Consider the following 18861-nt stretch of genomic DNA (forward strand, 5'->3'; position numbering starts at 1 on the left):
AGCGGATCAGGAACCGCGCAGAATCCGCTGCGCGGCCCGCTCGATGCGGTCGGCGATCTCGGAGTACGACTCGTAGCCCATGCCCGCCCGCACCAGCGCGCCCGCGTAGATCATCTCGAGCCATTCGATGACGTCGTTGTCGGCGTCGGGTCCGAGTGCGCGCGCGAGCCTGCTCCGGATCTCGATGCCGATGCGGGTGCGCAGATGCTCGACGTCCGGGTCCGAGCCGAGCAGCGCGCCGGTGACCGCGCCGGACAGTTCCTGTTCCTCGGCCACCAGTAGCGCGATGTTGCGCAGCTCGGCGAGTACCCGCACCGTCGGGTCGGGGTCCTCGCTCGCGGGCGAGCGCGAGGCCAGCAGGCGACGCCAGAAGATCTCGGCGACCAGGTGCTCCTTGGAGGAGAAGTAGGTGTACGCCGTCGCCGTGGCGACGCCCGCCTCCGCGGCGACCAGCCGAATCGTCATGCCGGAGAAGCCATCCCGCGTGAGCACCACCAGCGCGGCCCTGGTCAGTCGTTCGACGGTATCGGCCTGCTTACCGGTCAATCGACGCCTTGTTGCTTCGAGGCCGATGGAATCGCTTTCAGACATGCGTCCGAATGTTACCCGGCAGTTCCGGCGCCTCGGTGAACCGCACCGGGCGGACCGGCCGTTCAGCCGCCGGTGCGGGAGAGGATCACCACGGGGATCTCCCGCTCGGTCCACGACTGGTAGGCATCGAAATCGGCGTAGAGCTCGGTCAGCAGCGGCCACAGCCGGTGCCGATCTTCGGCGTCGGCGACGCGGGCCACAACCGGGTAGTGCTCGGCGCGGATCCGGACGTGCGCGTGCGGATCCGCGAGCAGATTCAGATACCACTGCGGGTGATTCGCCAGGCCGCCCTGCGAGCCGACGATGACGAGATCCTGGCCGTCGACGAGGTAGAGCAGCGGCGCCGCGAAGATCTTGCCGGACTTGCGACCTCGATGTTCGAGCAGCAGGGTCGGCACCGGGCTGCGGAACCCGGCGCCGATTCGCCAGGTTCCGCCGACGCGCCCGTTGGTGCGGCGATAGATCCACGCCTGCGCGCGCGACCCGTATCGAATGATCCGCGTCGTCATCGGCGCGTTCAGCCCTTTCGGCTGATTCTTCGGCATACCCATCGATCGCACGCTACAGCGATCGCGGACCGACGGGTCGGTTGTGCGTCATTTCTTGCGACGCTCCTGCGCGATCACCTTGCCGACGGTGCCGTCGAGCGAGGTCCCCGCCGGCCAGCCGACGTAGTGGCACAGGAACAGCGCGATCTCGCGCAACTGTTCCTCGGACAGCTCGCCGTTGCGCAACGCGGCGCCGATCTGGATCTCGGCGACGTCGAAATTGCCCTGCGCGGTGAGCGCCCCGAGCAGCAGCAGGCGCCGTTCGCGCAGGGTCAACGCGGGCCGCGACCAGATGTCGGCGAACAGATGGTCGGCGGTGACGGCGAAATGCTCGCCGGGACCGTCGGCGAATTCCCAGCCGTAGACCTCGCTCATCTTGGCCAGGCCACGTCGGCGGACGTCGGCGGGAGTTTCTCCCTCGGTGGTCATGGTGTCTCCTTGTCGAGCGCAGGGTGGGCGACGCCGAGTCCCTCGGCCAGTCGCGCGACGGCGAGTTGTGCCAGTGGGAGGTCGACGTCGAGTCGGTCACCGAGTTCGAGCGCGAGGGACAGGTCCTTCTCGCCGAGATCGCGCACGTGACCGAGGATGGAGAACCAGAAGTCGTCCGGCTCGATCGGTGCGGTGGTGTCGCGCAGCATGATCGCGCCAGGGCCGCCGGTCACCGCGTCGGAATGCCGGACCACCTTGCCGAGCGCGGTGAGACTGATCCCGGCGGCTTCGGCGAGCCGTTGCCCCTCGGTGGCCGCGGTGAACGAGATGAAGTGAAGTAGGTTGCGCGCCAACTTCATTCGTGTCCCCGCGCCGACGGGGCCCGCGTGCACGATGAGGTCGGCGAAGCAACCGAACGGCGCCCTGATCAGGTCCACCGCGGCGGCGCTGCCGCCGAGCATCACCGCCAGCCTGCCCTGGGTGGCGCCGGGCGCACCGCCGCTGACGGGCGCGTCGACGAACTCGACCCCGTGCTCCGCGCAGCGGGCGGCCAACTCCTGCGCCGTCCGGTCGCTGATGGTGGAGTGCACCGCGACGACCGTGCCGGGTGCCGCGGTACGGAGAATCCCCGCCGGTCCGGTCAGCACCTCGGTCACCTGCGCATCGTCGATGACGGTGATACAGATGATCCGCGCGTGTGTGGCGACCTGCGCCGGATCGGTGACCGACCGCGCGCCCGCCGCGACGAACGGTTCGGTGACCTCGGCGCGAACATCACAGACCGTCAGCCCGCCCGGCCATTCCAGCAGCCGTCGCGCGATCGGCGCGCCCATATTGCCGAGGCCGATGAAACCGACCGGGGCACTGGTGGATTCGGTGGTCATCGGATGATCTGTCCGCCGTCGACATTGAGAATCTGGCCGGTGACCCAGCCCGCGTCGTCGGAGAGCAGGTACAGGCAGGCGCCCACCAGGTCCTGCGGGGTGCCCATGCGCTTGATCGGGATGCGCTTGACCATGTCCTTGACCATATTGCCCGGCGTGACGGTCTGGGTGGCTTCGGTGTCGATCGGGCCGGGCGCGATGGCGTTCACCCGGATCTGCGAGCCGCCGAGCTCGGTGGCGAGCTGCTGGGTGAGGCCGTTGATGCCGACCTTGGCCAGCCCGTAGAAGCCCGAGTACAGCCAGGCGGCGGTGGAGGACTGGTTGACGATCGAGCCGCCGCCCGCCGCGATCATCGGCTGCCAGACCGCGCGCGTCACATTGAGCGCGCCGTCGAAGTTCACGCTCATGAACTTCTTGTAGTAATCCCACGGCACGGTGAGCAGCAGATCGAGCTTCATCTCCCCGTAGATGGCCGCATTGTTGACCAGATGGTTGATCGCGCCGAACTCGGCGACGGTGAATTCCGCCAGCGCGGCGGCGGATTCGGGATCGGAGACATCGACGCGACGGAACGCCGCCGACCCGCCGTCGGCGACGATCTGCTTGGCCACCTCCTCGCCGCGCTCGACATTGAGATCGGCGACAACGACATTGGCGCCCTCGGCGGCGAGCGCGGCGGCGTAGACCGCGCCGATGCCCTGCGCCGCGCCGGTGACGATCGCGGTGCGACCGGTGAAACGTGCCATGATTTTCAGCTCCTGAGTGTGGATGATGTGGTGAGGTCAGGCGGGAGTGGCGATCACCTTGGTCTCGAGGTATTCCTCGAAACCGGCCACGCCCATCTCACGGCCGAGGCCGGATTGCTTGTAGCCGCCGAACGGCACGTCGGGGTGGTACCAGAGCCCGCCGTTGACGCTCAGCGACCCGGTTCGCACCCCCGAGACCACGCGCTCGATCCGGTCCGGATCGCTGCCCCAGACCGAGCCCGACAGACCGTAGGGCGATTCGTTGGCGAGCCGGATCGCGTCGTCGTCGCCGTCGTGGGCGATCACGACGAGCACCGGACCGAAGATCTCCTCCTGCGCGACGGTCGCGGAGTTGTCGAGCCCACTGATGAGCGTCGGTTCGATGTAGTACCCCCGCTCTGCGTCCGCGGGCCTGCCGCCGCCGACTTCGATGCTCCCGCCTTCGGCACGCGCGAGCTCGAGGTAGCGCTCCACTCGTGCCCGCTGGCGCTCGGAAATCAGTGGCCCACACACGGTTCCGGGTTTGGTGGGGTCACCGGCCCTGAGCCCGCGCAGCGCGCCCGCGGCCGCGCTGACCGCCGCGTCGTAGGACTGGCGCGGCACGAGCAGTCGGGTGGTGAGTGCGCAGCCCTGGCCGGCGTGCACGGCGACCGTGAACGCGGTGTAGCTGGCCGCTGCCGCGATATCGGCGTCGTCGAGCACGATGGCGGCGGATTTGCCGCCCAGCTCGAGGAAGGTGCGCTTGAGTGTCGCCGACGCGCCGACCATGATCGAGCGACCCGTCTGGGTCGAGCCGGTGAAGGTGATCATGTCGACCCGCGGATCGTGGACCAACTGGGCGCCGAGCCCGTGATCGGACGAGGTGACGATATTGATCACGCCCGCCGGGATATCGGTGTGCTCGGTGATGAGCGCGCCGAGCACGGCCGCACACCACGGTGTGTCCGGGGCGGGCTTGAGCACCAGGGTGTTGCCCGCGGCCAGCGCGGGCCCGATCTTGGCCAGGTTGATCTGGTGCGGGAAGTTCCACGGCGTGATAGCCCCGACGACGCCGACGGCCTCACGGCGCAGGACCCGGTGGCTGGTGATCCCCATCTGTTCCCTGGCGCCGAGGTCGGTTTCCCAGCGGTAGTTCTCGGCCAGGTCGGCGGAGTAGGACAGATCCGCGATCGGCCCCTCCAGTTGCGGTCCGCTGGTCAGCATGACCGGTGCGCCGACCTCGGCGATCGTGATCGCCCGCAACTCCTCGATGTTCTCGACGAGCACGTCACGCAATTGCCGCAGGCAGCGCGCGCGCAATGCCGGATCGCGCGACCACTGCGTTTCGTCGAAGGCGGTGCGCGCCGCGGCGATGGCCGCCTCCATATCGGCGCCCGAGGCGTCGGCGGCGTATCCGAGCACCTCCTCGGTGGCGGGATTGATTGTCGCGAAGACACCGGAACCACCCGGGATCAACTTTCCGCCGATCAACAGTGGTGTGCCTTCGGCGGGGACGAGGCCGTTCATAGGGAGGCTCCGATACGTGTCTGGACAGGTGTACGGAATATAGTTCGGTAACTCGACAAGACGCAAGACCATACATGCCTTTTACCTGTACACCCGCCTGTAGTAGTATCCGGACACATGTCCGAAACCGCGCCTACCGGCATCGAAGCAACTCGCCGACGCCTGACCGAAAAACAGGCCGATACCGTGGACCGCCTGACCGTCGCCGCGGTCGAGGTCCTGTCCCGCGAGGGCTACTCCGGGACAACGATCCGGCTCGTCGCCGCGTCGGCAGGCGTCGGCACCGCCACCGCGTACACCTATTTCTCCTCCAAGGAGCACCTGATCTCCGAGGTGTTCTGGCGGCGACTGGTCGCCATGCCCCCGCTCGAGGGGGGCGAGGACGACGCGACCACCCGCGTGGTCGCCGTCCTGCGACAGGTCTCGATGCTGGTGGCCGACGAACCCGCGCTGGCCGGGGCGGTCAGCAGCGCACTCCTGGGCGACGATCCCGACGTGCACCACCTGCGGGTACGCATCGGCATGGAGATCCGCCACCGACTGAACCAGGCGCTGCGCGCGAAGGATCCCGAACGCCTGGCCGCGCTCGAGTTGCTGTACTCGGGCGCGCTGCTGCAAGGCGGCATGGGCCTGCTGTCGTACGAGCAGGTCGCCGACCTGCTCGAGATGTGCGCGCGCCGACTGATGGTCGAGCACGCCGACGACGACTGACCCACTCGACGACCGGATTCGCCGCCGTTCGAGCCTTGTCGCGGGCCGACGACCGTAGTACTGTCCAGACACATGTCCACCAAGTGTCTGGACAGTATTCCGGGAAGGATGTTCCAATGACGCTGGTCAAACCGCAGCGCGTATCCGGAGGCGAAGAGGAACACGGGCACCTCGCCGAGTTCCGCACCGACCCGATCGCGCTGATGCGGCGGGTACGCGCCGAGTGCGGCGATGTCGGGGCCTTCGAACTCGCGGGACGCGATGTCGTCCTGCTGTCCGGCGCCGAAGCCAACGAATTCTTCTTCCGCGCCGGCGACGACGATCTCGATCAAGCCGCCGCCTACCCGTTCATGAAGCCCATCTTCGGCGAGGGCGTCGTCTTCGACGCGCCCCCGGAACGCCGCAAGGAGATGCTGCACAACTCGGCACTGCGCGCGGACCATATGCGCGGGCACGCGGGCACCATCGCCCGCGAGGTGGACCAGATGGTCGCCCAGTGGGACGACGAGGGCGAGATCGACCTGCTCGAGTTCTTCGCCGAGCTGACCATCTACACCTCCTCGTCCTGTCTGATCGGCGTGAAGTTCCGCAATCAGCTCGATGGACGCTTCGCGCACCTCTACCACGAGCTCGAGCAGGGCACCGACGCCCTGGCCTACGTCGATCCGTACGCGCCGATCGAGAGTTTCACCCGGCGCGACGCGGCGCGCGTAGCGCTGGTCGAGCTGGTCCAGGCGATCATGGATCAGCGCGAGGCGAATCCGCCCACCGGCAAAGACGACCGCGACATGCTCGATGTGCTCATCTCGGTGAAGGACGAGAACGGGGAACTACGGTTCTCGGCCAGCGAGATCACCGGCATCTTCATCTCGATGATGTTCGCGGGCCACCACACCACCTCGGGCACCGCGGCCTGGACGATCATCGAGCTGCTGCGCCACCCCGAGACGTTGGCCGGTGTCGTCACCGAACTCGACGAGCTCTACGCCGACGGCGCCGACGTGAGTCATCACGCGCTGCGCCAGATCCCGAATCTGGAGGCCGCGCTCAAGGAGTCGTTGCGGTTGCATCCGCCGCTCATCGTGCTCATGCGCGTGGCGCGCGCGGAGTTCGAGGTGTGCGGACATCAGATCGCGCCGGGCGACATGGTCGCGGCCACGCCCGCCATCTCCAACCGGATTCCGGAGGATTTCCCCGACCCGGACGCCTTCGATCCCGCTCGCTACCTCGATCCGCGCCAGGAAGACATCGTCAACCGCTGGACCTGGATTCCGTTCGGCGCGGGCAAGCATCGCTGCGTCGGCGCCCCGTTCGCGCTCATGCAGCTCAAGGCGATCTTCTCGATTCTGCTGCGGGACTGGGAGTTCGAACTCGCCCAGCCCTCGGACACCTACCGCAACGACCATTCCAAGATGGTGGTTCAGCTCGAGCAACCCTGCCGCGTGCGATACCGGCGCAGGCAGCGCTGAGCGCGGGCGGAGGAACACTGTGACAGCGTCGTCCATCCCCAGCGGATTCGATTTCACCGATCCGGCACTGTGGGAAACGCGTAACCCCATCCAGGAATTCGCCGAACTGCGCCGCACCGCACCGGTCTGGTGGAACGCCCAGACCGACGCGCAGTCGGGCGGATTCCGCGACGGCGGCTACTGGGTGATCTCCAAGCACGAGGACATCAAGGAGATCTCGCGCAATCCCGAACTGTTCTCCTCCCAGCGCAAGGGTTCGGTTATCCGGCTGCCCGGCGAGGTGACGCCCGAGCAGATCGAGCTCACCGGCGCCCTGTTGCTGAACATGGATCCGCCCAAGCACACCAAGATCCGCCGGATCATCTCCAAGGGTTTCACGCCGCGCGCGGTCGAGGGGTTGCGCGCGGCGCTGGCCGAACGGGCGGCGGCGATCGTGCGCGCGGCACGGGCGGCGGGCGGCGGTGATTTCGTCGAACAGGTGGCGTGCGAGCTTCCGCTGCAGGCCATCGCCGAATTGGTCGGTGTCCCCCAGCAGGACCGCCGCAAGCTGTTCGACTGGTCGAATCAGATGCTCAACTACGACGATCCCGAATACAGCGACGCGACCACGACCGACGTCGCGGCGACCGCGGCCATGGAGATCCTCGGCTACTCCTGGAACATGGCCGAACAGCGGCGCGCCGAACCGGCCGACGACATCGTCAGCGCCCTGGTGCAGGCCGATCTCGACGGGGAGTCGCTGGGCTCGGACGAGTTCGGGTTCTTCGTGATCCTGCTGGCGGTGGCGGGCAACGAGACCACCCGCAACGCCATCACCCACGGCATGAAGGCGTTCATCGACAACCCGGATCAGTGGGAGCTCTACAAGCGGCAACGCCCACGCACCGCGACCGACGAGATCGTGCGGTGGGCCACCCCGGTCACGGTCTTCCAGCGCACCGCGACCGCCGACACCGAGCTCGGCGGGCAGCGCATCCGCGCCGGGGACCGCGTCGGATTGTTCTACAGCTCGGCCAATTTCGACGAGGACGCGTTCGAACGCCCCTTCAGCTTCGATATCCTGCGCGACCCCAATCCGCATCTGGCCTTCGGCGGCACCGGCACGCACTTCTGCGTCGGCGCCAATCTGGCCCGGCTCGAGATCGATCTGATCTTCAACGCCATCGCCGACGTGATGCCCGATCTGTCCCAGATTTCGGAGCCGCAGCGGCTACGGTCTGGGTGGATCAACGGCATCAAGCACTGGCAGGTCAGCTACGGGCCAGGAGAAGGGGACTGATGAGGATCGCACTGCTGTCCTATCGGAGCAAGCCACACTGTGGCGGACAGGGAGTGTATGTCCGGTATCTGAGCCAGGGACTCGTCGAGCTCGGCCATGAGGTCGAGGTGTTCTCCGGCCAGCCCTATCCCGAGGAGCTCGATCCGCGGGTGCGGCTCACCGAGGTGCCGAGTCTGGACCTCTATCGCGACGAAGATCCCTTTCGCACACCCCATCCTCGTGAGATCCGCGATCGCATCGACCTGCTCGAGCTCGCCACCATGTGGACGGCCGGATTCCCCGAACCGCGCACGTTCAGCAAGCGCGTCGCCAGGCTGTTGGCCTCGCGCATCGCGGATTTCGATGTCGTGCACGACAATCAGTGCCTGGGCTCCGGTCTGCTCGACATCGCCGAGCTGCTGCCGCTGGTGGCGACCGTCCACCATCCGATCACCCGCGACCGCGCGGTCGATCTGGCCGCGACGCCGTGGCGGCGCAAGCTGTTCGTGCGGCGCTGGTACGGCTTCCTCGGCATGCAGAAGCGAGTCGCACAGCGGATTCCGGACCTGATCACGGTGTCCTCGTCGTCGGCCGCCGATATCGCGCAGGACTTCGGTGTGCGGCCCGAACAGTTGCGGACCGTTCCCCTCGGCGTGGACACCGCACTGTTCCGGCCACGGGAGACACCGCGAGCCCGGGGGCGGATCGTCGCGGTAGCCAGCGCCGACAAGCCGCTCAAGGGCATCGCGCATCTGCTGAAAGCCGTTGCCCGGCTGCGTAATACCCACGATGTCGAGCTCCGGCTCGTCGCGAGGCTGGAGCCGAACGGCCCCACCGAGAAGCTGATCGCCGAACTCGGCATCGCCGATATCGTCACCCCGGTCAGCGGAATGAGCGACGAGCAGCTGGCCGAACTGCTCGCCTCGGCCGAGATCGCGTGCATTCCGTCGATGTACGAGGGGTTCTCGCTGCCCGCCGTCGAGGCGATGGCCAGCGCGACGCCGCTGGTCGCGAGCCGGGCGGGCGCGCTGCCCGAGGTCGTCGGCGAGTGCGCCGAACTGGTCGAGCCGGGCGACGTGGACGCGCTGACGCGAGTGCTCGGCGAACTGCTCGTCGACCCCGACCGGCGCGAGCGCCTCGGCGCGGCGGGGCGGGTTCGCGTACTAGAGCTGTTCAGCTGGTCGGCCGTCGCCGCGCAGACGGTCGCGATCTACGACCAGGCGATCACCCGCCGCTCCCCCACCCCGCCGGGCACCGCCCGATGACGACACCGCCCGACCCCGCACCGCACCTGGAGGCCTCATGTTGACCGTCGATTTCGACCGCTTGGGCGTCGGCCCCGGATCACGGGTGATCGACATCGGCTGCGGCGCGGGCAGACATTCCTTCGAGGCCTATCGTCGCGGAGCCGACGTCGTCGCGTTCGACCAGAACGCCGACGACCTGGCCGATGTGAACCTCATGTTCGAGGCGATGGCCGCGGCGGGCGAGGCGCCGGAGTACGCCAAGGCCGAGACCGTGCGCGGCGACGCGCTCGACCTGCCCTATGGCAACGACGAATTCGACGTGGTCATCGCCTCGGAGATCCTCGAGCACGTCCCGCAGGACACGCGGGCGATCGCCGAACTGGCGCGAGTGGTCAAACCCGGTGGCGCACTGGCTGTGACGGTGCCGCGCTGGCTGCCCGAACGCATCTGCTGGGCGCTCTCGGACGAGTACCACGCCAACGAGGGCGGTCACGTGCGTATCTACCGCGCCGACGAGCTGCGCGACAAGATCACCGCGCGCGGTCTGCGCTACCACCACCAGGATTTCGCGCACGCGCTGCACGCACCCTTCTGGTGGCTCAAATGCGCTGTCGGCGTGCGCAATGACAAGCACCCGCTGGTGAGCGCCTATCACCGCATGCTGGTGTGGGACATGATGTCGGCCCCCGCGCTGACGCGCACGGCCGAACGGGTGCTCAATCCGCTGGTCGGCAAGTCTGTCGCGCTCTACTTCACGAAACCGGCGGTGCGCGGCGATGCCCGTTGAGCTACCTGCTGTTCCCGGGGTGATCTCCGCGCGTGATATCCGCCGGACCGCCGAATCCATCGCCGCCGCACAGGAACCCGACGGCGCGATTCCCTGGTTCAGCGGCGGTCACACCGACCCGTGGGACCACATCGAGTCCGCGATGGCATTGACCGTGGCCGGGCTGTGGGACCAGGCCCGCGAGGCCTATATCTGGTCGGCGAAAACGCAACGGTCCGACGGCTCGTGGCCGATGCAGCTGCGCGCCGGCGTGATCGAGAATCACGACGCCGACACCAACTTCTGCGCCTATCTGGCCACCGGCGTGCTGCACGCCCTGTCGATCACCGGCGATACCGGCTTCGCCGCCGAGCTGTGGCCGACGGTCCGCGCCGGCATCGACTTCGTCCTCGGCCTGCGACGGGGCGCCCACGGCGAGATCCACTGGTCGGCGAACGAATCCGGGTCCTGCGGCGAAGCCCTGCTCACCGGCTGTTCCAGCATCTTCCACAGCCTCGGCTGCGCGGTGACCCTCGCCGAGCGGATGGGCGATCCGCGCCCGGACTGGGCGGCGGCGCGCGACCGGCTCGGTCGCGCCCTGCGCCATCACCCCGAAGCGTTCCTGGACAAGAGCCGCTACTCCATGGACTGGTACTACCCCGTGCTCGGTGGCGCGGTGCGCGGCGCGGCGGCCACCGAGCTGATCGCCGCGCGCTGGGACGAATTCGTCGTCGGCGACCTCGGCATCCGCTGCGTGTCCGACGCGCCATGGGTGACCGGCGCCGAGACCTGTGAACTGGTCATGGCACTGGACGCTATCGGCGACACCACTGCCGCGGCCACCCTGTTCGCCGCTATGCAGCATCTGCGCGAACTCGACGGTTCCTATTGGACCGGACTGGTTTTCACCGATGGCAAGCGCTGGCCGGAAGAACGCACCACGTGGACCGGGGCGGCGGTCGTGCTCGCCGCCGACGCCATCACCCGCACCACGGCGGGCAACGGCATCTTTCGCGAGGCACTACCCCGCTGAGCTCATTCAGCCGCAGGCGGCGGTTCGCTGCAGGATTCGCAGCGAACCGGTGACCGAGAGTTCGCTGAACTTGCCGCTGTCGAGTGCGCGGCGATAGATGTTGAACGGCGCGCGGCCACCATCGGCGGGGTCGGGGAAGACGTCGTGGATGGCGAGCAGTCCACCGCCCGCCACCCAGGGCACCCAGTTGTCGTAATCGCGCTGAGCGGCTTGCTCGGTGTGGCCGCCGTCGATGAACAGCATCCGCAGCGGGGTCCGCCAGACGCGCGCCGCGGCGGTGGACGAGCCGATGATCGCGGTCACCGTGTCGGTGAGCTCCGCCCGGATCATGGTGCGCCGGAACGTGGTCACGGTGTCGAAGACCCCGGTCTCCGGGTCGACCAGGGCGGTGTCGTGGTACTCCCAGCCCGGCTGGTGTTCCTCGGAGCCGCGGTGGTGGTCGACGGTGAACACGGCGGCGCCGGTCTCGCGGGCGGCGGCACCGAGATAGACGGTCGACTTGCCGCAATAGGTACCGATCTCCATGATGATTCCGTCGCCCGCGTACGCCCGAGCGGCAGCGTAGAGCGCGTGCCCCTCGTCCGGTGGCATGAATCCGATGGTCTGTTCGGCGAGTGCGAACAGATCACTGGTACCGGCGGAGATTTCGTCTACAGCTGCCATGCGGGCCACGCTAACATATGAACTGGAATACAATCCGGACTACTGTCCGGAAACCTGTTCGGATAGTCGAAACCAGAGGAGAACACCGATGAAGACTCGCCTCAACTGCCCCTGCGGCCTCGCCATCAAGGGCACCGACGAAGACGATCTGATCAAGCAGACCCAGGCGCACCTGGCCGAGAACCACCCGGGACACGACTACTCCCCCGAGGAGATCCTCTTCATCGCCTACTGAGTCGGCTACTTGGTGGGCTGCTTGGTCGGCAGCGCGTTCTGCAGGCCACCCACCTCGGTGATCTGCCAGTCGGCATTGCGGTCCACGGTGAGCGAGTAGGTCACGGTGGTGCGCGTTCCGCCGGGTGTCTGGGCGCTGGTGGAGACCACATCGAGGTAGGCGTTGACCTTGTAGATGCCGCCGTTCTCCGAGGTCACCGTCGCCGAGAGCGGCGTCGCCTTCGACGTCCACTGCAGCGGCAACAGGATCTGTTCCAATTGCGGTGCGGTGGCGTCGAACTTGGCGGCCAGTTGCGGGGTGGTACCGGTGCGCAGCCGGGTGAACCAGGCCTGCACGTCGCGGTAGTCGATGGTGGACGCGCCGACCCCGTAGTCCGAGGCGATCTGTTCGACATGCCTGACGTCGGCGTCGCGTGCCGCACGGTCGGCGATCGTCGACTCCGCCGAGAAGTACAGCACCGCGAAGGTGACGACCGCGGCGACCAGAACGGCGATCGTGGCGGTGACCAGCACGGTCGACAGTCGCAGGGATACGGTGTGCGGCGTGGGCCCGGCCGCGGTCGTGGTGGCTTCTTCGGTCGCTGTACTCATGGTCCATCCTTGTCCGAACTATTCGACGGCGATCTATTTGACAGCGATGCGCACACGCATCGTGCCGTCGGCGTCCACGCTCTGTAGGGCTTGCTCGATCAGGGTGCTGATGTCGATGGCGGGTGTCCGATTCACCGCGTCGGTGACGACCGGACCCAATATCTGACCCAGCGGGGCGATACTCGGCCCGATCTCCTCGAGCAGGGTGGTCAGATTCGCCAGGAACGGCACGAGGCCGTCGCCGGTGAAGTAGTCGGGTACCGGACGACTCTCGACGAGCGCCGATCCCGACGCGACGATGTCGTTCAGCGTCACACCGAACTCGCCGAACAGTGGGCCCGCCGTGCCGAGCGAGGGCCCGAGCCATGCCATGTTGCCGCCGAGGGCCTGCATATCGGCGAACAGTTGCCGAATGGCCTCGGTGCGGCTCAGCAGGGTGGCCGCGAGCAGCGTCGATGACCGTTGCAGGTTCGGCATCGCCGTGTCCGTCCCGGCCAGCGCGCGGTCGAAGGTGTCGACCAGGTTCGCGATCGCCTCGGGATGGATCTGGTCGAGCAACTCGACCAGTCGGGCCGACAGCGCCGTAATGGTCATCGGCAGGTGGATCCGCTCGGCCGCCACGACTTGGCCGTCCTCGAGGTACGGGCCCGCACCCGATTTCGGCGCGAAGGCGATATAGGGCTCGCCGAGCGCCGAGAGTTGCTCGATCCGGACATCACTGGACACCGGGATGCGGTAGCGGCTGTCGATCCGCAGCCGGACGAGCACTCCGCCTGCCTGCTTGCGCACCGACTCGGTCCGGCCGACCTGAACACCCGAGAGCAGCACCGGTGAATTCGGCGCGAGCCCGCCCGAATTGTCCAGCCGCATGTCGGCGGTGAAGTAGCTCGATCGAGGATCGAACCGCAGCACACCGAGCGACATGTACCCGACGCCGAGGACAAGGACCGCCGCGATCGCGGAAAGCGACACTGCCGCACGCAGATTCATCGTAGGAGTCCGATCATCCGCAGGGTGTCGACGATGCGGGCGGTGTGCTCGTCGGCAGTGATCGGGCCGGTCGACGGCCCGACGGTGACATCGACCAGGTCGACCTTCGGGCCGTGGGTCGCGAAGGGAACGAGATCGTTGTTGATCAGGTCGATGATCGACTTCATGTTCGACGGTGAGTCGGCGTCGAGCGGACGACCTCCCAGCAGCATCGGAACCAGGGCCCGGGTGGTGTCGTCGAGGGAGGACAGCAGCGGCCCGAGCCACTGCGCGGCGGGCGCGACGGGGCCGAGCGCGGTCAGCACGAAGATGACCCCGATCTGCGCGTTCACGGCGTCGGTGGTGTGTTGGACGCCGTAGGGGGTGAGCAGTTGGTCGAGAATCGGCAGGTTCTGCTGCATGCCCTGTTCCACCGTGGCCTCCAAGCCGTCGAGGAGGGCGTCGATCGAGTGCAGGTGGTCGCCGAGGTCGGTGATGTCGGCGCCGAGCAGGCCCGCGAGGCGCGCGGTATCGCGTGGATCGTCGGGGAACACGCCGTTCATGGTGTTGACGATGGATTGGAAGTCGGTCACCGCGCCGCTCCCGATGAAGGTGGACAGCCCGGCCAGGATGTCCTCGATCGGGGGCGACTGGGTGGTGTCCGCGAGCGGGATGGTCGCGCCCGCCGTCAGCTCGCCCGTGCCCGCTCGCACCGGTTCGCTCAGCGCGATGTGGACATCGCCGAGCGGAGTCTCCTGGCGCAGTTCGGCGGTGGTGCCGACCGCGAGCCGTACCGACTGCCCGATGGCCACGTCGGCGATGGCGTAGCCCGGCACGGCCGCCCGATCCGCGGTGGCGGCGACGGGATCGACCAGGGTGACCCCGGTGAGGGTGCCGACCCGGACACCGGCCGCGATCACCTTGGCGCCCTGCGGAAGATTGAGCACATCGGCGAACTCGATCCGCAGCTGATAGGTCGGACCGTCGACGCCCGCACCCGGGACGGGTAGGTCAGCGGGCTGGAAGCCGCAACCGGTGAGGGCGAGCAGTGCGGTGAACAGGAGCAGGGCGGCGCGTCTCATCGTGCGCTCACCGCCCCGAGCAGCAGGGGCAGGGCGGGAATCGTCATCGCACCGCTTTCGGTTGCCTGGCAGGGCTGTCCGGTGACGACCTGCACGGCCGCGCAGACCTGGGCCGTGTCCTGCTGGGCGAGAAGGAGTTTCGGTGGCGCGTAGCCGATGGTCAGTGCGCCGCTCGCCGGGTCGACGGCTCCGGCGAAGCCGCTCGCGACGGCCGGCGCCATGGCGATCACATCGGCGAGCGAGCCGACGCCCGCCGCGATCATGCGCGAAAGATCCGGCACCGAGTCCAGCGCGCGCAGTGCCGGCGACCCGAACATCATGATCACGTCGTTGAGCTGGGGCAGCAGGTCGGCGAGCGCGGCGACGATCTCGACGATCGGCGGGAACGCGATGGTGACGATGTCGTTGAACGTCTGCGGCAGCCCGCTCACCGTGGTCTCCACCTGGGACCAGCCGCCACGGGCGCGCTGGGCGAGCTCGGCGAGCGCGTCGAGCAGTTGCCCGATGTGTCCGATCGCCGCGTCGGGTGCGGCCAGCGCCCGGCTCAGCGCGGCGATGATCGCGTTGATCTGATCGCCGGTTCCCGCTGTCGCGCGATCGAGCGCGTCGACGCCGGCGCCGACGGCGGTGCGCTGCCCGGGATCGCTTGCGCCATTGAGCTGGTCGGCGAGCCCGGCGAGCGCGTCGAACGTTTGTGTCAGGCTCTTGGGGGTCAGTGTCTTCGTGATGCACGAGCTCGAATTCCAGCCCGGCCCAGCGGGTTCGGCTCCGATCAGCGCCAGTCGCCGGTCCGCGATCAGGGTGTCGCTCACGGTCACCGCCCCGACATCGAGCGGCAGCTTGCGGTCGGCGCGAATGGAGAATTCGACGCGCGCCACCGCACCCTCGATATTGATCGCGGTCACGCGCCCGATCTGGATTCCCATGACCGTGACCGCGCTGCCTTCGTAGAGCCCGATGCTGTCGGGCATGTCGGCGCAGTAGCTGCGCATCGGCGGATTCGGCGTGCTCAGCCGCAGACCGATCGCGCCGGCGAGAACGAGGGTCACCACGACCACCGCCGACATCAGCCCGCGAGATCCCAGGATCTTGTTCAGCATCAACAACCACCTCCCTGCAGTGGCACGCACACGGCGGGAAGTTGGATCGTCGCACCGGACTGGTCGACATTCACCCCGCCGCCCGCCTGCATCAATGGGAGCAGTCGCTGTTCGAGAGCTCGCACGGAATCCAGCAGCGTGCCAAGGCGCGCGCCGAGCGCCTCGAGCGCGGGAACGGCATCGGCGAGCGGCTGGACGCGCTCTTTGATCGAGGCGTCCCACGCCCGTCCGAGCGGCGTGAGGTCCTGCAGGACCGCTGACAGGTCATACAGGGATTCGGCGACCTGCACCTTGTTGGTCTGGATGATCTGCTCGAGCGTGCCGAGGGTGATGATCAGGTCCGCGAGTACATCGGCGTTCGCCGCGAGCGCGGTCAGGTACTCGTCGGCGATGGTCAGCGCACGGGAGATGTCGGCGTTCTGCTCGTCCAGGATCGCGACCACGTCACCGGCGGCGCGCACCGTCGACCGCACGGCGTCCGGGCTCTTGTCGATGGCGGTGGACAGCGCGGCCAGATCCTGCCGCAGGACGCTGCCGTCGATCCGGCGGACCGGCGCCACCGCATCCTGGAATGCCTTGGTCAGGTTGTAGGGCACGATGACTCGCTCCGAGGGGATCACCGCGGAGCCGAGCGGTTTCGTGCCCGCGGGCAGGACCGCCACGTAGTAGCCGCCCACGAAGGTGAGCATCCGAATGTCGAGGGTGGTCTGGTCACCGAGGAACGCGTCCTCGGTGACGGTGAATTCCATCCTGACCCGATCGGGCAGCAGGGTCAGCGCGGTCACCTTCCCGACGGGTATCCCCGCGAGCCGCACGTCGTCGCCGGTGCGGACCGAGCCCGCCTGGGTCATCTCGGCGGAATACGTTCGCTCAGCCGTCGTTCCGGTGACATAGACCGCGCCGATCGCGACGAGCAGTAGGACCGCCGCGCACATTCCCGCTATCCCCCAGCGCAATTCGCCTGCCCGCGGATCGGCGCCGCGTCCGCCCATCACCGGTGACACAGCACGATCCCCTGCCCGTCGATGAGTACGCGCAGCGGTTGGGGTGCGGTGGCATCACCGTGTGCGCAGGTGAGATCTGGTCCGGTGGGCGGAACAGCCTGGGTCATCGCCTGAATGAGACCGGGCAGGTTCTCGAACGCGGCCACCGCGTCGTACGGGTCGGGGAAGGCTCTGCGCAGCGCCAGATCGAGATCTCCGTCGGGTTCCCCGCTGAACCCGAAGACGGTCAGCATGCTCCGAAGTGGTTGCAGCACACCGGGTATTCCGATCGCGAAGTCGACGAGTCCGGGCAGTTTCTCGGTGATGGCGATGAACAGGTTCGTCAGATTGGTCAGCAGGGTCATCGCATTGCCCGACCTGCCGCCGAGATGATCGGACACCTGGGCGAGGTTGCTCGCCAGCGTCGCCAGCACCGCCTGCCGGTCGGAGGCGTAGCGGCTGAGTTTGTCGATGGCGCCCAGTGCCTGTCCGACGCCGGTCCCGTCGCCCTGGACCACGGCGAGAATGCTGGTCGCGAACCGATTGAGATCATCGGGCGAGAGTTCGGCCAGCACCGGCTGCAATCCTTTGAAGAGTCGAGTGATGTCGAAGTCGGGCACTGTCTCCGCGGTACCGAAGACCGTTGCCGGATCGCGCCGACTCGCGGGCTGTTCGGGCTGCTCGATGTCCAGATACCGGAAGCCGGTGAGATTCTGGTATCGGATGGCGATCACGGAGTTGGTGAACACCGGCCGATCCCGGCTGACGATAAAGGTCACGCGGGCGAGCGCGCCGTCGAGTTCGACCGAACGGACCTTGCCGACCTGAACACCGTAGAGGCGCACGTCGTCGTTGCCACGCAGACCGTTCGCATCGGTGAACAACGCTGTGTAGGTGTCTGTTTCGCCGTCGATCGGCCGCTCGATCACGCGCAGGACGCCGACCAGCACCACAGCCATCAGCGCGACCGCGGTGGCCACCCGCAGCAGCAGGAAACGTGTCGTCATCAGCGGACGCCCCCGAGCATCGAGGCCAACGGTGCCGCCAGACCCGGCACCACCTCCAGTTCGACCCCGGCCCTGAGCACCGGGCCATCGGGTGTGTCGTGAAAGGCGGTGTCGAGGTGGGCCAGTAATTCGCTCAGCTGCTGCGCCGAACGTTGCGGGGTGCTGACCGACGCGGAAAGACGGTCGAGGACAAGGCTGATCATGGGCAGGATTCCACCGAAATACTGTTGGGCTGTGCTGAGCAGCTGGGTGGCCGTCGGCAGCAATTGGTATCGGATGCCTTCGAACATCTGGCTGAAACGTTGGAGTTGGTCGGGTACCGCCAGGTAGGGGTTCGTGTACTCGGCGTTCAGCAACGTCAGCCCGCCGGTGAGCATCGGCGGCAACCCGGTGAGCGTCGAACCGAATTGTTCGAACAGCATCGACGGCGGGAGCTGCCGGGTCTCGGCGTAGGAGCGGGCGGTGGCGCCGATCGCCTCCATCAGTGGCGTGAAGGCCGTGAGGTCGCGCGAGACCGTGCTGAGCAGTGCGACGAGCTTCGGGGTCAGCACCTCGTCGGTGAGCTGTCCCGTCGATTGCAGCAGGGCCGAGAGCGTGGCGTCGTGGACTCGGTCGGCGTCGCGATCGGTCAGATCGACAGTCGAGCCGTCGACCAACTCCGCACCGCCTGTCGTCGAGTGCAGCTCGATGGCGCTGATGCCGAAGAGGTTTCCCGGCGCGTAGTCGACGGTCAACGCGTCGGTGAGTCCGAACAGCTCGGACCCGTTCATCGTCAGCTCGATGCGCTGCGTACCGCGGCCCGCGAACTCGATCGCGGCGACCGAGCCGACGCGAACGCCGTCGAGCCGGACATCGGTCCCCTCCCCGACGCCCTCGCCGACCTGACCGACCAGCAGCGCGACCTGGATCCGGTCGGCGGGCTCGCTGTCGGGCACCACCCGCCACAGGAGTACGCCGAGCAGCGTGAGCACGACAGCGAGGGCGCCGAGGACGCGGGCGCGCAACGGCCCGACTTCGGTACCCGGCAGAGCATAAGCAGGCATG

At 67.7% G+C, this 18861-nt stretch carries 21 protein-coding genes; 7 read left to right on the forward strand and 14 right to left on the reverse strand.

Features of this window, described 5'->3' with window-relative positions:
* Nucleotides 1–6: 6 nt before the first annotated feature.
* The 6 genes from NA12_RS27550 to NA12_RS27575 all read right to left on the reverse strand — a co-directional run bounded on the left by NA12_RS27550 (nucleotide 7) and on the right by NA12_RS27575 (nucleotide 4704).
* Complete coding sequence (locus tag NA12_RS27550) at nucleotides 7–591, reverse strand: TetR/AcrR family transcriptional regulator (RefSeq protein WP_067457675.1); 585 nt, start codon at nucleotides 589–591, stop codon at nucleotides 7–9.
* 62 nt (nucleotides 592–653) lie between these two features.
* A complete protein-coding gene (locus NA12_RS27555) occupies nucleotides 654–1136 on the reverse strand; it encodes a nitroreductase family deazaflavin-dependent oxidoreductase (RefSeq protein ID WP_132370424.1) in 483 nt (160 codons plus the stop codon).
* Between the two features lie 51 nt (nucleotides 1137–1187).
* The gene (locus NA12_RS27560; RefSeq protein ID WP_067457681.1) at nucleotides 1188–1568 is read right to left on the reverse strand and encodes a carboxymuconolactone decarboxylase family protein; all 381 of its coding nucleotides are present in this window, start codon (nucleotides 1566–1568) and stop codon (nucleotides 1188–1190) included.
* Nucleotides 1565–2452, reverse strand: coding sequence for an NAD(P)-dependent oxidoreductase (locus NA12_RS27565; protein WP_067457684.1), 888 nt, complete (start codon nucleotides 2450–2452; stop codon nucleotides 1565–1567). The genes NA12_RS27560 and NA12_RS27565 overlap by 4 nt, the downstream gene beginning before the upstream one ends.
* Nucleotides 2449–3198 (reverse strand): SDR family oxidoreductase, encoded by a 750-nt coding sequence (locus NA12_RS27570; RefSeq protein ID WP_067457687.1) that lies wholly within the window; start codon nucleotides 3196–3198, stop codon nucleotides 2449–2451. Before NA12_RS27570 ends, NA12_RS27565 begins: the two co-directional genes overlap by 4 nt.
* A 36-nt stretch (nucleotides 3199–3234) precedes the next feature.
* The gene (locus NA12_RS27575) at nucleotides 3235–4704 is read right to left on the reverse strand and encodes an aldehyde dehydrogenase (RefSeq protein WP_067457690.1); all 1470 of its coding nucleotides are present in this window, start codon (nucleotides 4702–4704) and stop codon (nucleotides 3235–3237) included.
* 117 nt (nucleotides 4705–4821) lie between these two features.
* Here NA12_RS27575 and NA12_RS27580 point away from each other — a divergent pair, with 117 nt between their 5' ends.
* The 6 genes from NA12_RS27580 (at nucleotide 4822) to NA12_RS27605 (ending at nucleotide 11188) form a co-directional block, all read left to right on the forward strand.
* Complete coding sequence (locus NA12_RS27580; RefSeq protein WP_067457693.1) at nucleotides 4822–5415, forward strand: TetR/AcrR family transcriptional regulator; 594 nt, start codon at nucleotides 4822–4824, stop codon at nucleotides 5413–5415.
* 116 nt (nucleotides 5416–5531) lie between these two features.
* The gene (cyp51, locus tag NA12_RS27585; RefSeq protein ID WP_067457696.1) at nucleotides 5532–6884 is read left to right on the forward strand and encodes a lanosterol 14-alpha demethylase; all 1353 of its coding nucleotides are present in this window, start codon (nucleotides 5532–5534) and stop codon (nucleotides 6882–6884) included.
* 19 nt (nucleotides 6885–6903) lie between these two features.
* Nucleotides 6904–8163 carry a cytochrome P450 gene (locus tag NA12_RS27590; protein ID WP_067457699.1) on the forward strand — a complete coding sequence of 420 codons (1260 nt, stop codon included), beginning with the start codon at nucleotides 6904–6906 and terminating at the stop codon, nucleotides 8161–8163.
* Nucleotides 8163–9407 (forward strand): glycosyltransferase family 4 protein, encoded by a 1245-nt coding sequence (locus NA12_RS27595; protein ID WP_067457702.1) that lies wholly within the window; start codon nucleotides 8163–8165, stop codon nucleotides 9405–9407. Before NA12_RS27590 ends, NA12_RS27595 begins: the two co-directional genes overlap by 1 nt.
* Nucleotides 9408–9444: 37 nt before the next feature.
* Nucleotides 9445–10176 (forward strand): class I SAM-dependent methyltransferase, encoded by a 732-nt coding sequence (locus NA12_RS27600; protein ID WP_067457705.1) that lies wholly within the window; start codon nucleotides 9445–9447, stop codon nucleotides 10174–10176.
* Nucleotides 10166–11188, forward strand: coding sequence for a prenyltransferase/squalene oxidase repeat-containing protein (locus tag NA12_RS27605; protein ID WP_067457708.1), 1023 nt, complete (start codon nucleotides 10166–10168; stop codon nucleotides 11186–11188). Before NA12_RS27600 ends, NA12_RS27605 begins: the two co-directional genes overlap by 11 nt.
* 6 nt (nucleotides 11189–11194) lie before the next feature.
* On the opposite strand, the gene NA12_RS27610 is transcribed toward NA12_RS27605, so the two are convergent.
* Nucleotides 11195–11851, reverse strand: a complete 657-nt coding sequence (locus NA12_RS27610) for a class I SAM-dependent methyltransferase (protein WP_067457710.1) — start codon at nucleotides 11849–11851, stop codon at nucleotides 11195–11197.
* Nucleotides 11852–11939: 88 nt separating this feature from the next.
* Here NA12_RS27610 and NA12_RS27615 point away from each other — a divergent pair, with 88 nt between their 5' ends.
* Nucleotides 11940–12086, forward strand: coding sequence for a DUF1059 domain-containing protein (locus tag NA12_RS27615; protein WP_067457713.1), 147 nt, complete (start codon nucleotides 11940–11942; stop codon nucleotides 12084–12086).
* Nucleotides 12087–12091: 5 nt separating this feature from the next.
* Here NA12_RS27615 and NA12_RS27620 read toward each other — a convergent pair whose 3' ends face one another.
* The 7 genes from NA12_RS27620 to NA12_RS27650 are packed head-to-tail and all read right to left on the reverse strand — an operon-like array spanning nucleotide 12092 to nucleotide 18860.
* Entirely contained in the window at nucleotides 12092–12676 is a 585-nt protein-coding gene (locus NA12_RS27620; RefSeq protein WP_067457716.1) for a hypothetical protein, read from the reverse strand.
* A 33-nt stretch (nucleotides 12677–12709) separates the two neighbouring features.
* Nucleotides 12710–13666 (reverse strand): MlaD family protein, encoded by a 957-nt coding sequence (locus NA12_RS27625; RefSeq protein WP_067457719.1) that lies wholly within the window; start codon nucleotides 13664–13666, stop codon nucleotides 12710–12712.
* On the reverse strand, nucleotides 13663–14727 hold the full coding sequence (locus NA12_RS27630; protein ID WP_067457722.1) for an MlaD family protein: 1065 nt from the start codon (nucleotides 14725–14727) through the stop codon (nucleotides 13663–13665). The genes NA12_RS27625 and NA12_RS27630 overlap by 4 nt, the downstream gene beginning before the upstream one ends.
* Nucleotides 14724–15827 carry an MlaD family protein gene (locus NA12_RS27635; RefSeq protein ID WP_067457725.1) on the reverse strand — a complete coding sequence of 368 codons (1104 nt, stop codon included), beginning with the start codon at nucleotides 15825–15827 and terminating at the stop codon, nucleotides 14724–14726. Before NA12_RS27635 ends, NA12_RS27630 begins: the two co-directional genes overlap by 4 nt.
* Nucleotides 15827–16831 (reverse strand): MlaD family protein, encoded by a 1005-nt coding sequence (locus NA12_RS27640; RefSeq protein WP_243655158.1) that lies wholly within the window; start codon nucleotides 16829–16831, stop codon nucleotides 15827–15829. The genes NA12_RS27635 and NA12_RS27640 overlap by 1 nt, the downstream gene beginning before the upstream one ends.
* The gene (locus tag NA12_RS27645) at nucleotides 16819–17817 is read right to left on the reverse strand and encodes an MlaD family protein (protein ID WP_067457732.1); all 999 of its coding nucleotides are present in this window, start codon (nucleotides 17815–17817) and stop codon (nucleotides 16819–16821) included. Before NA12_RS27645 ends, NA12_RS27640 begins: the two co-directional genes overlap by 13 nt.
* Nucleotides 17817–18860 (reverse strand): MlaD family protein, encoded by a 1044-nt coding sequence (locus NA12_RS27650; protein ID WP_067457735.1) that lies wholly within the window; start codon nucleotides 18858–18860, stop codon nucleotides 17817–17819. The genes NA12_RS27645 and NA12_RS27650 overlap by 1 nt, the downstream gene beginning before the upstream one ends.
* Nucleotide 18861 lies beyond the last annotated feature (1 nt).

The organism is Nocardia alba NBRC 108234 (assembly GCF_001612665.1).
In the GTDB taxonomy this organism is placed as follows: Bacteria; Actinomycetota; Actinomycetes; order Mycobacteriales; family Mycobacteriaceae; genus Nocardia; species Nocardia alba.

What these genes read in the sequence shown, in the direction of transcription:
- NA12_RS27625 (WP_067457719.1), bottom strand. Translation starts at nt 13,666, where the DNA reads ATGAATCTGCGTGCGGCAGTGTCGCTTTCCGCGATCGCGGCGGTCCTT.
- NA12_RS27620 (WP_067457716.1), bottom strand. Translation starts at nt 12,676, where the DNA reads ATGAGTACAGCGACCGAAGAAGCCACCACGACCGCGGCCGGGCCCACG.
- NA12_RS27565 (WP_067457684.1), bottom strand. Translation starts at nt 2,452, where the DNA reads ATGACCACCGAATCCACCAGTGCCCCGGTCGGTTTCATCGGCCTCGGC.
- NA12_RS27610 (WP_067457710.1), bottom strand. Translation starts at nt 11,851, where the DNA reads ATGGCAGCTGTAGACGAAATCTCCGCCGGTACCAGTGATCTGTTCGCA.
- NA12_RS27580 (WP_067457693.1), top strand. Translation starts at nt 4,822, where the DNA reads ATGTCCGAAACCGCGCCTACCGGCATCGAAGCAACTCGCCGACGCCTG.
- NA12_RS27650 (WP_067457735.1), bottom strand. Translation starts at nt 18,860, where the DNA reads ATGCCTGCTTATGCTCTGCCGGGTACCGAAGTCGGGCCGTTGCGCGCC.
- NA12_RS27560 (WP_067457681.1), bottom strand. Translation starts at nt 1,568, where the DNA reads ATGACCACCGAGGGAGAAACTCCCGCCGACGTCCGCCGACGTGGCCTG.
- NA12_RS27615 (WP_067457713.1), top strand. Translation starts at nt 11,940, where the DNA reads ATGAAGACTCGCCTCAACTGCCCCTGCGGCCTCGCCATCAAGGGCACC.
- cyp51 (WP_067457696.1), top strand. Translation starts at nt 5,532, where the DNA reads ATGACGCTGGTCAAACCGCAGCGCGTATCCGGAGGCGAAGAGGAACAC.
- NA12_RS27605 (WP_067457708.1), top strand. Translation starts at nt 10,166, where the DNA reads ATGCCCGTTGAGCTACCTGCTGTTCCCGGGGTGATCTCCGCGCGTGAT.
- NA12_RS27600 (WP_067457705.1), top strand. Translation starts at nt 9,445, where the DNA reads ATGTTGACCGTCGATTTCGACCGCTTGGGCGTCGGCCCCGGATCACGG.
- NA12_RS27595 (WP_067457702.1), top strand. Translation starts at nt 8,163, where the DNA reads ATGAGGATCGCACTGCTGTCCTATCGGAGCAAGCCACACTGTGGCGGA.
- NA12_RS27630 (WP_067457722.1), bottom strand. Translation starts at nt 14,727, where the DNA reads ATGAGACGCGCCGCCCTGCTCCTGTTCACCGCACTGCTCGCCCTCACC.
- NA12_RS27550 (WP_067457675.1), bottom strand. Translation starts at nt 591, where the DNA reads ATGTCTGAAAGCGATTCCATCGGCCTCGAAGCAACAAGGCGTCGATTG.
- NA12_RS27575 (WP_067457690.1), bottom strand. Translation starts at nt 4,704, where the DNA reads ATGAACGGCCTCGTCCCCGCCGAAGGCACACCACTGTTGATCGGCGGA.
- NA12_RS27635 (WP_067457725.1), bottom strand. Translation starts at nt 15,827, where the DNA reads ATGCTGAACAAGATCCTGGGATCTCGCGGGCTGATGTCGGCGGTGGTC.
- NA12_RS27570 (WP_067457687.1), bottom strand. Translation starts at nt 3,198, where the DNA reads ATGGCACGTTTCACCGGTCGCACCGCGATCGTCACCGGCGCGGCGCAG.
- NA12_RS27645 (WP_067457732.1), bottom strand. Translation starts at nt 17,817, where the DNA reads ATGACGACACGTTTCCTGCTGCTGCGGGTGGCCACCGCGGTCGCGCTG.
- NA12_RS27555 (WP_132370424.1), bottom strand. Translation starts at nt 1,136, where the DNA reads ATGCCGAAGAATCAGCCGAAAGGGCTGAACGCGCCGATGACGACGCGG.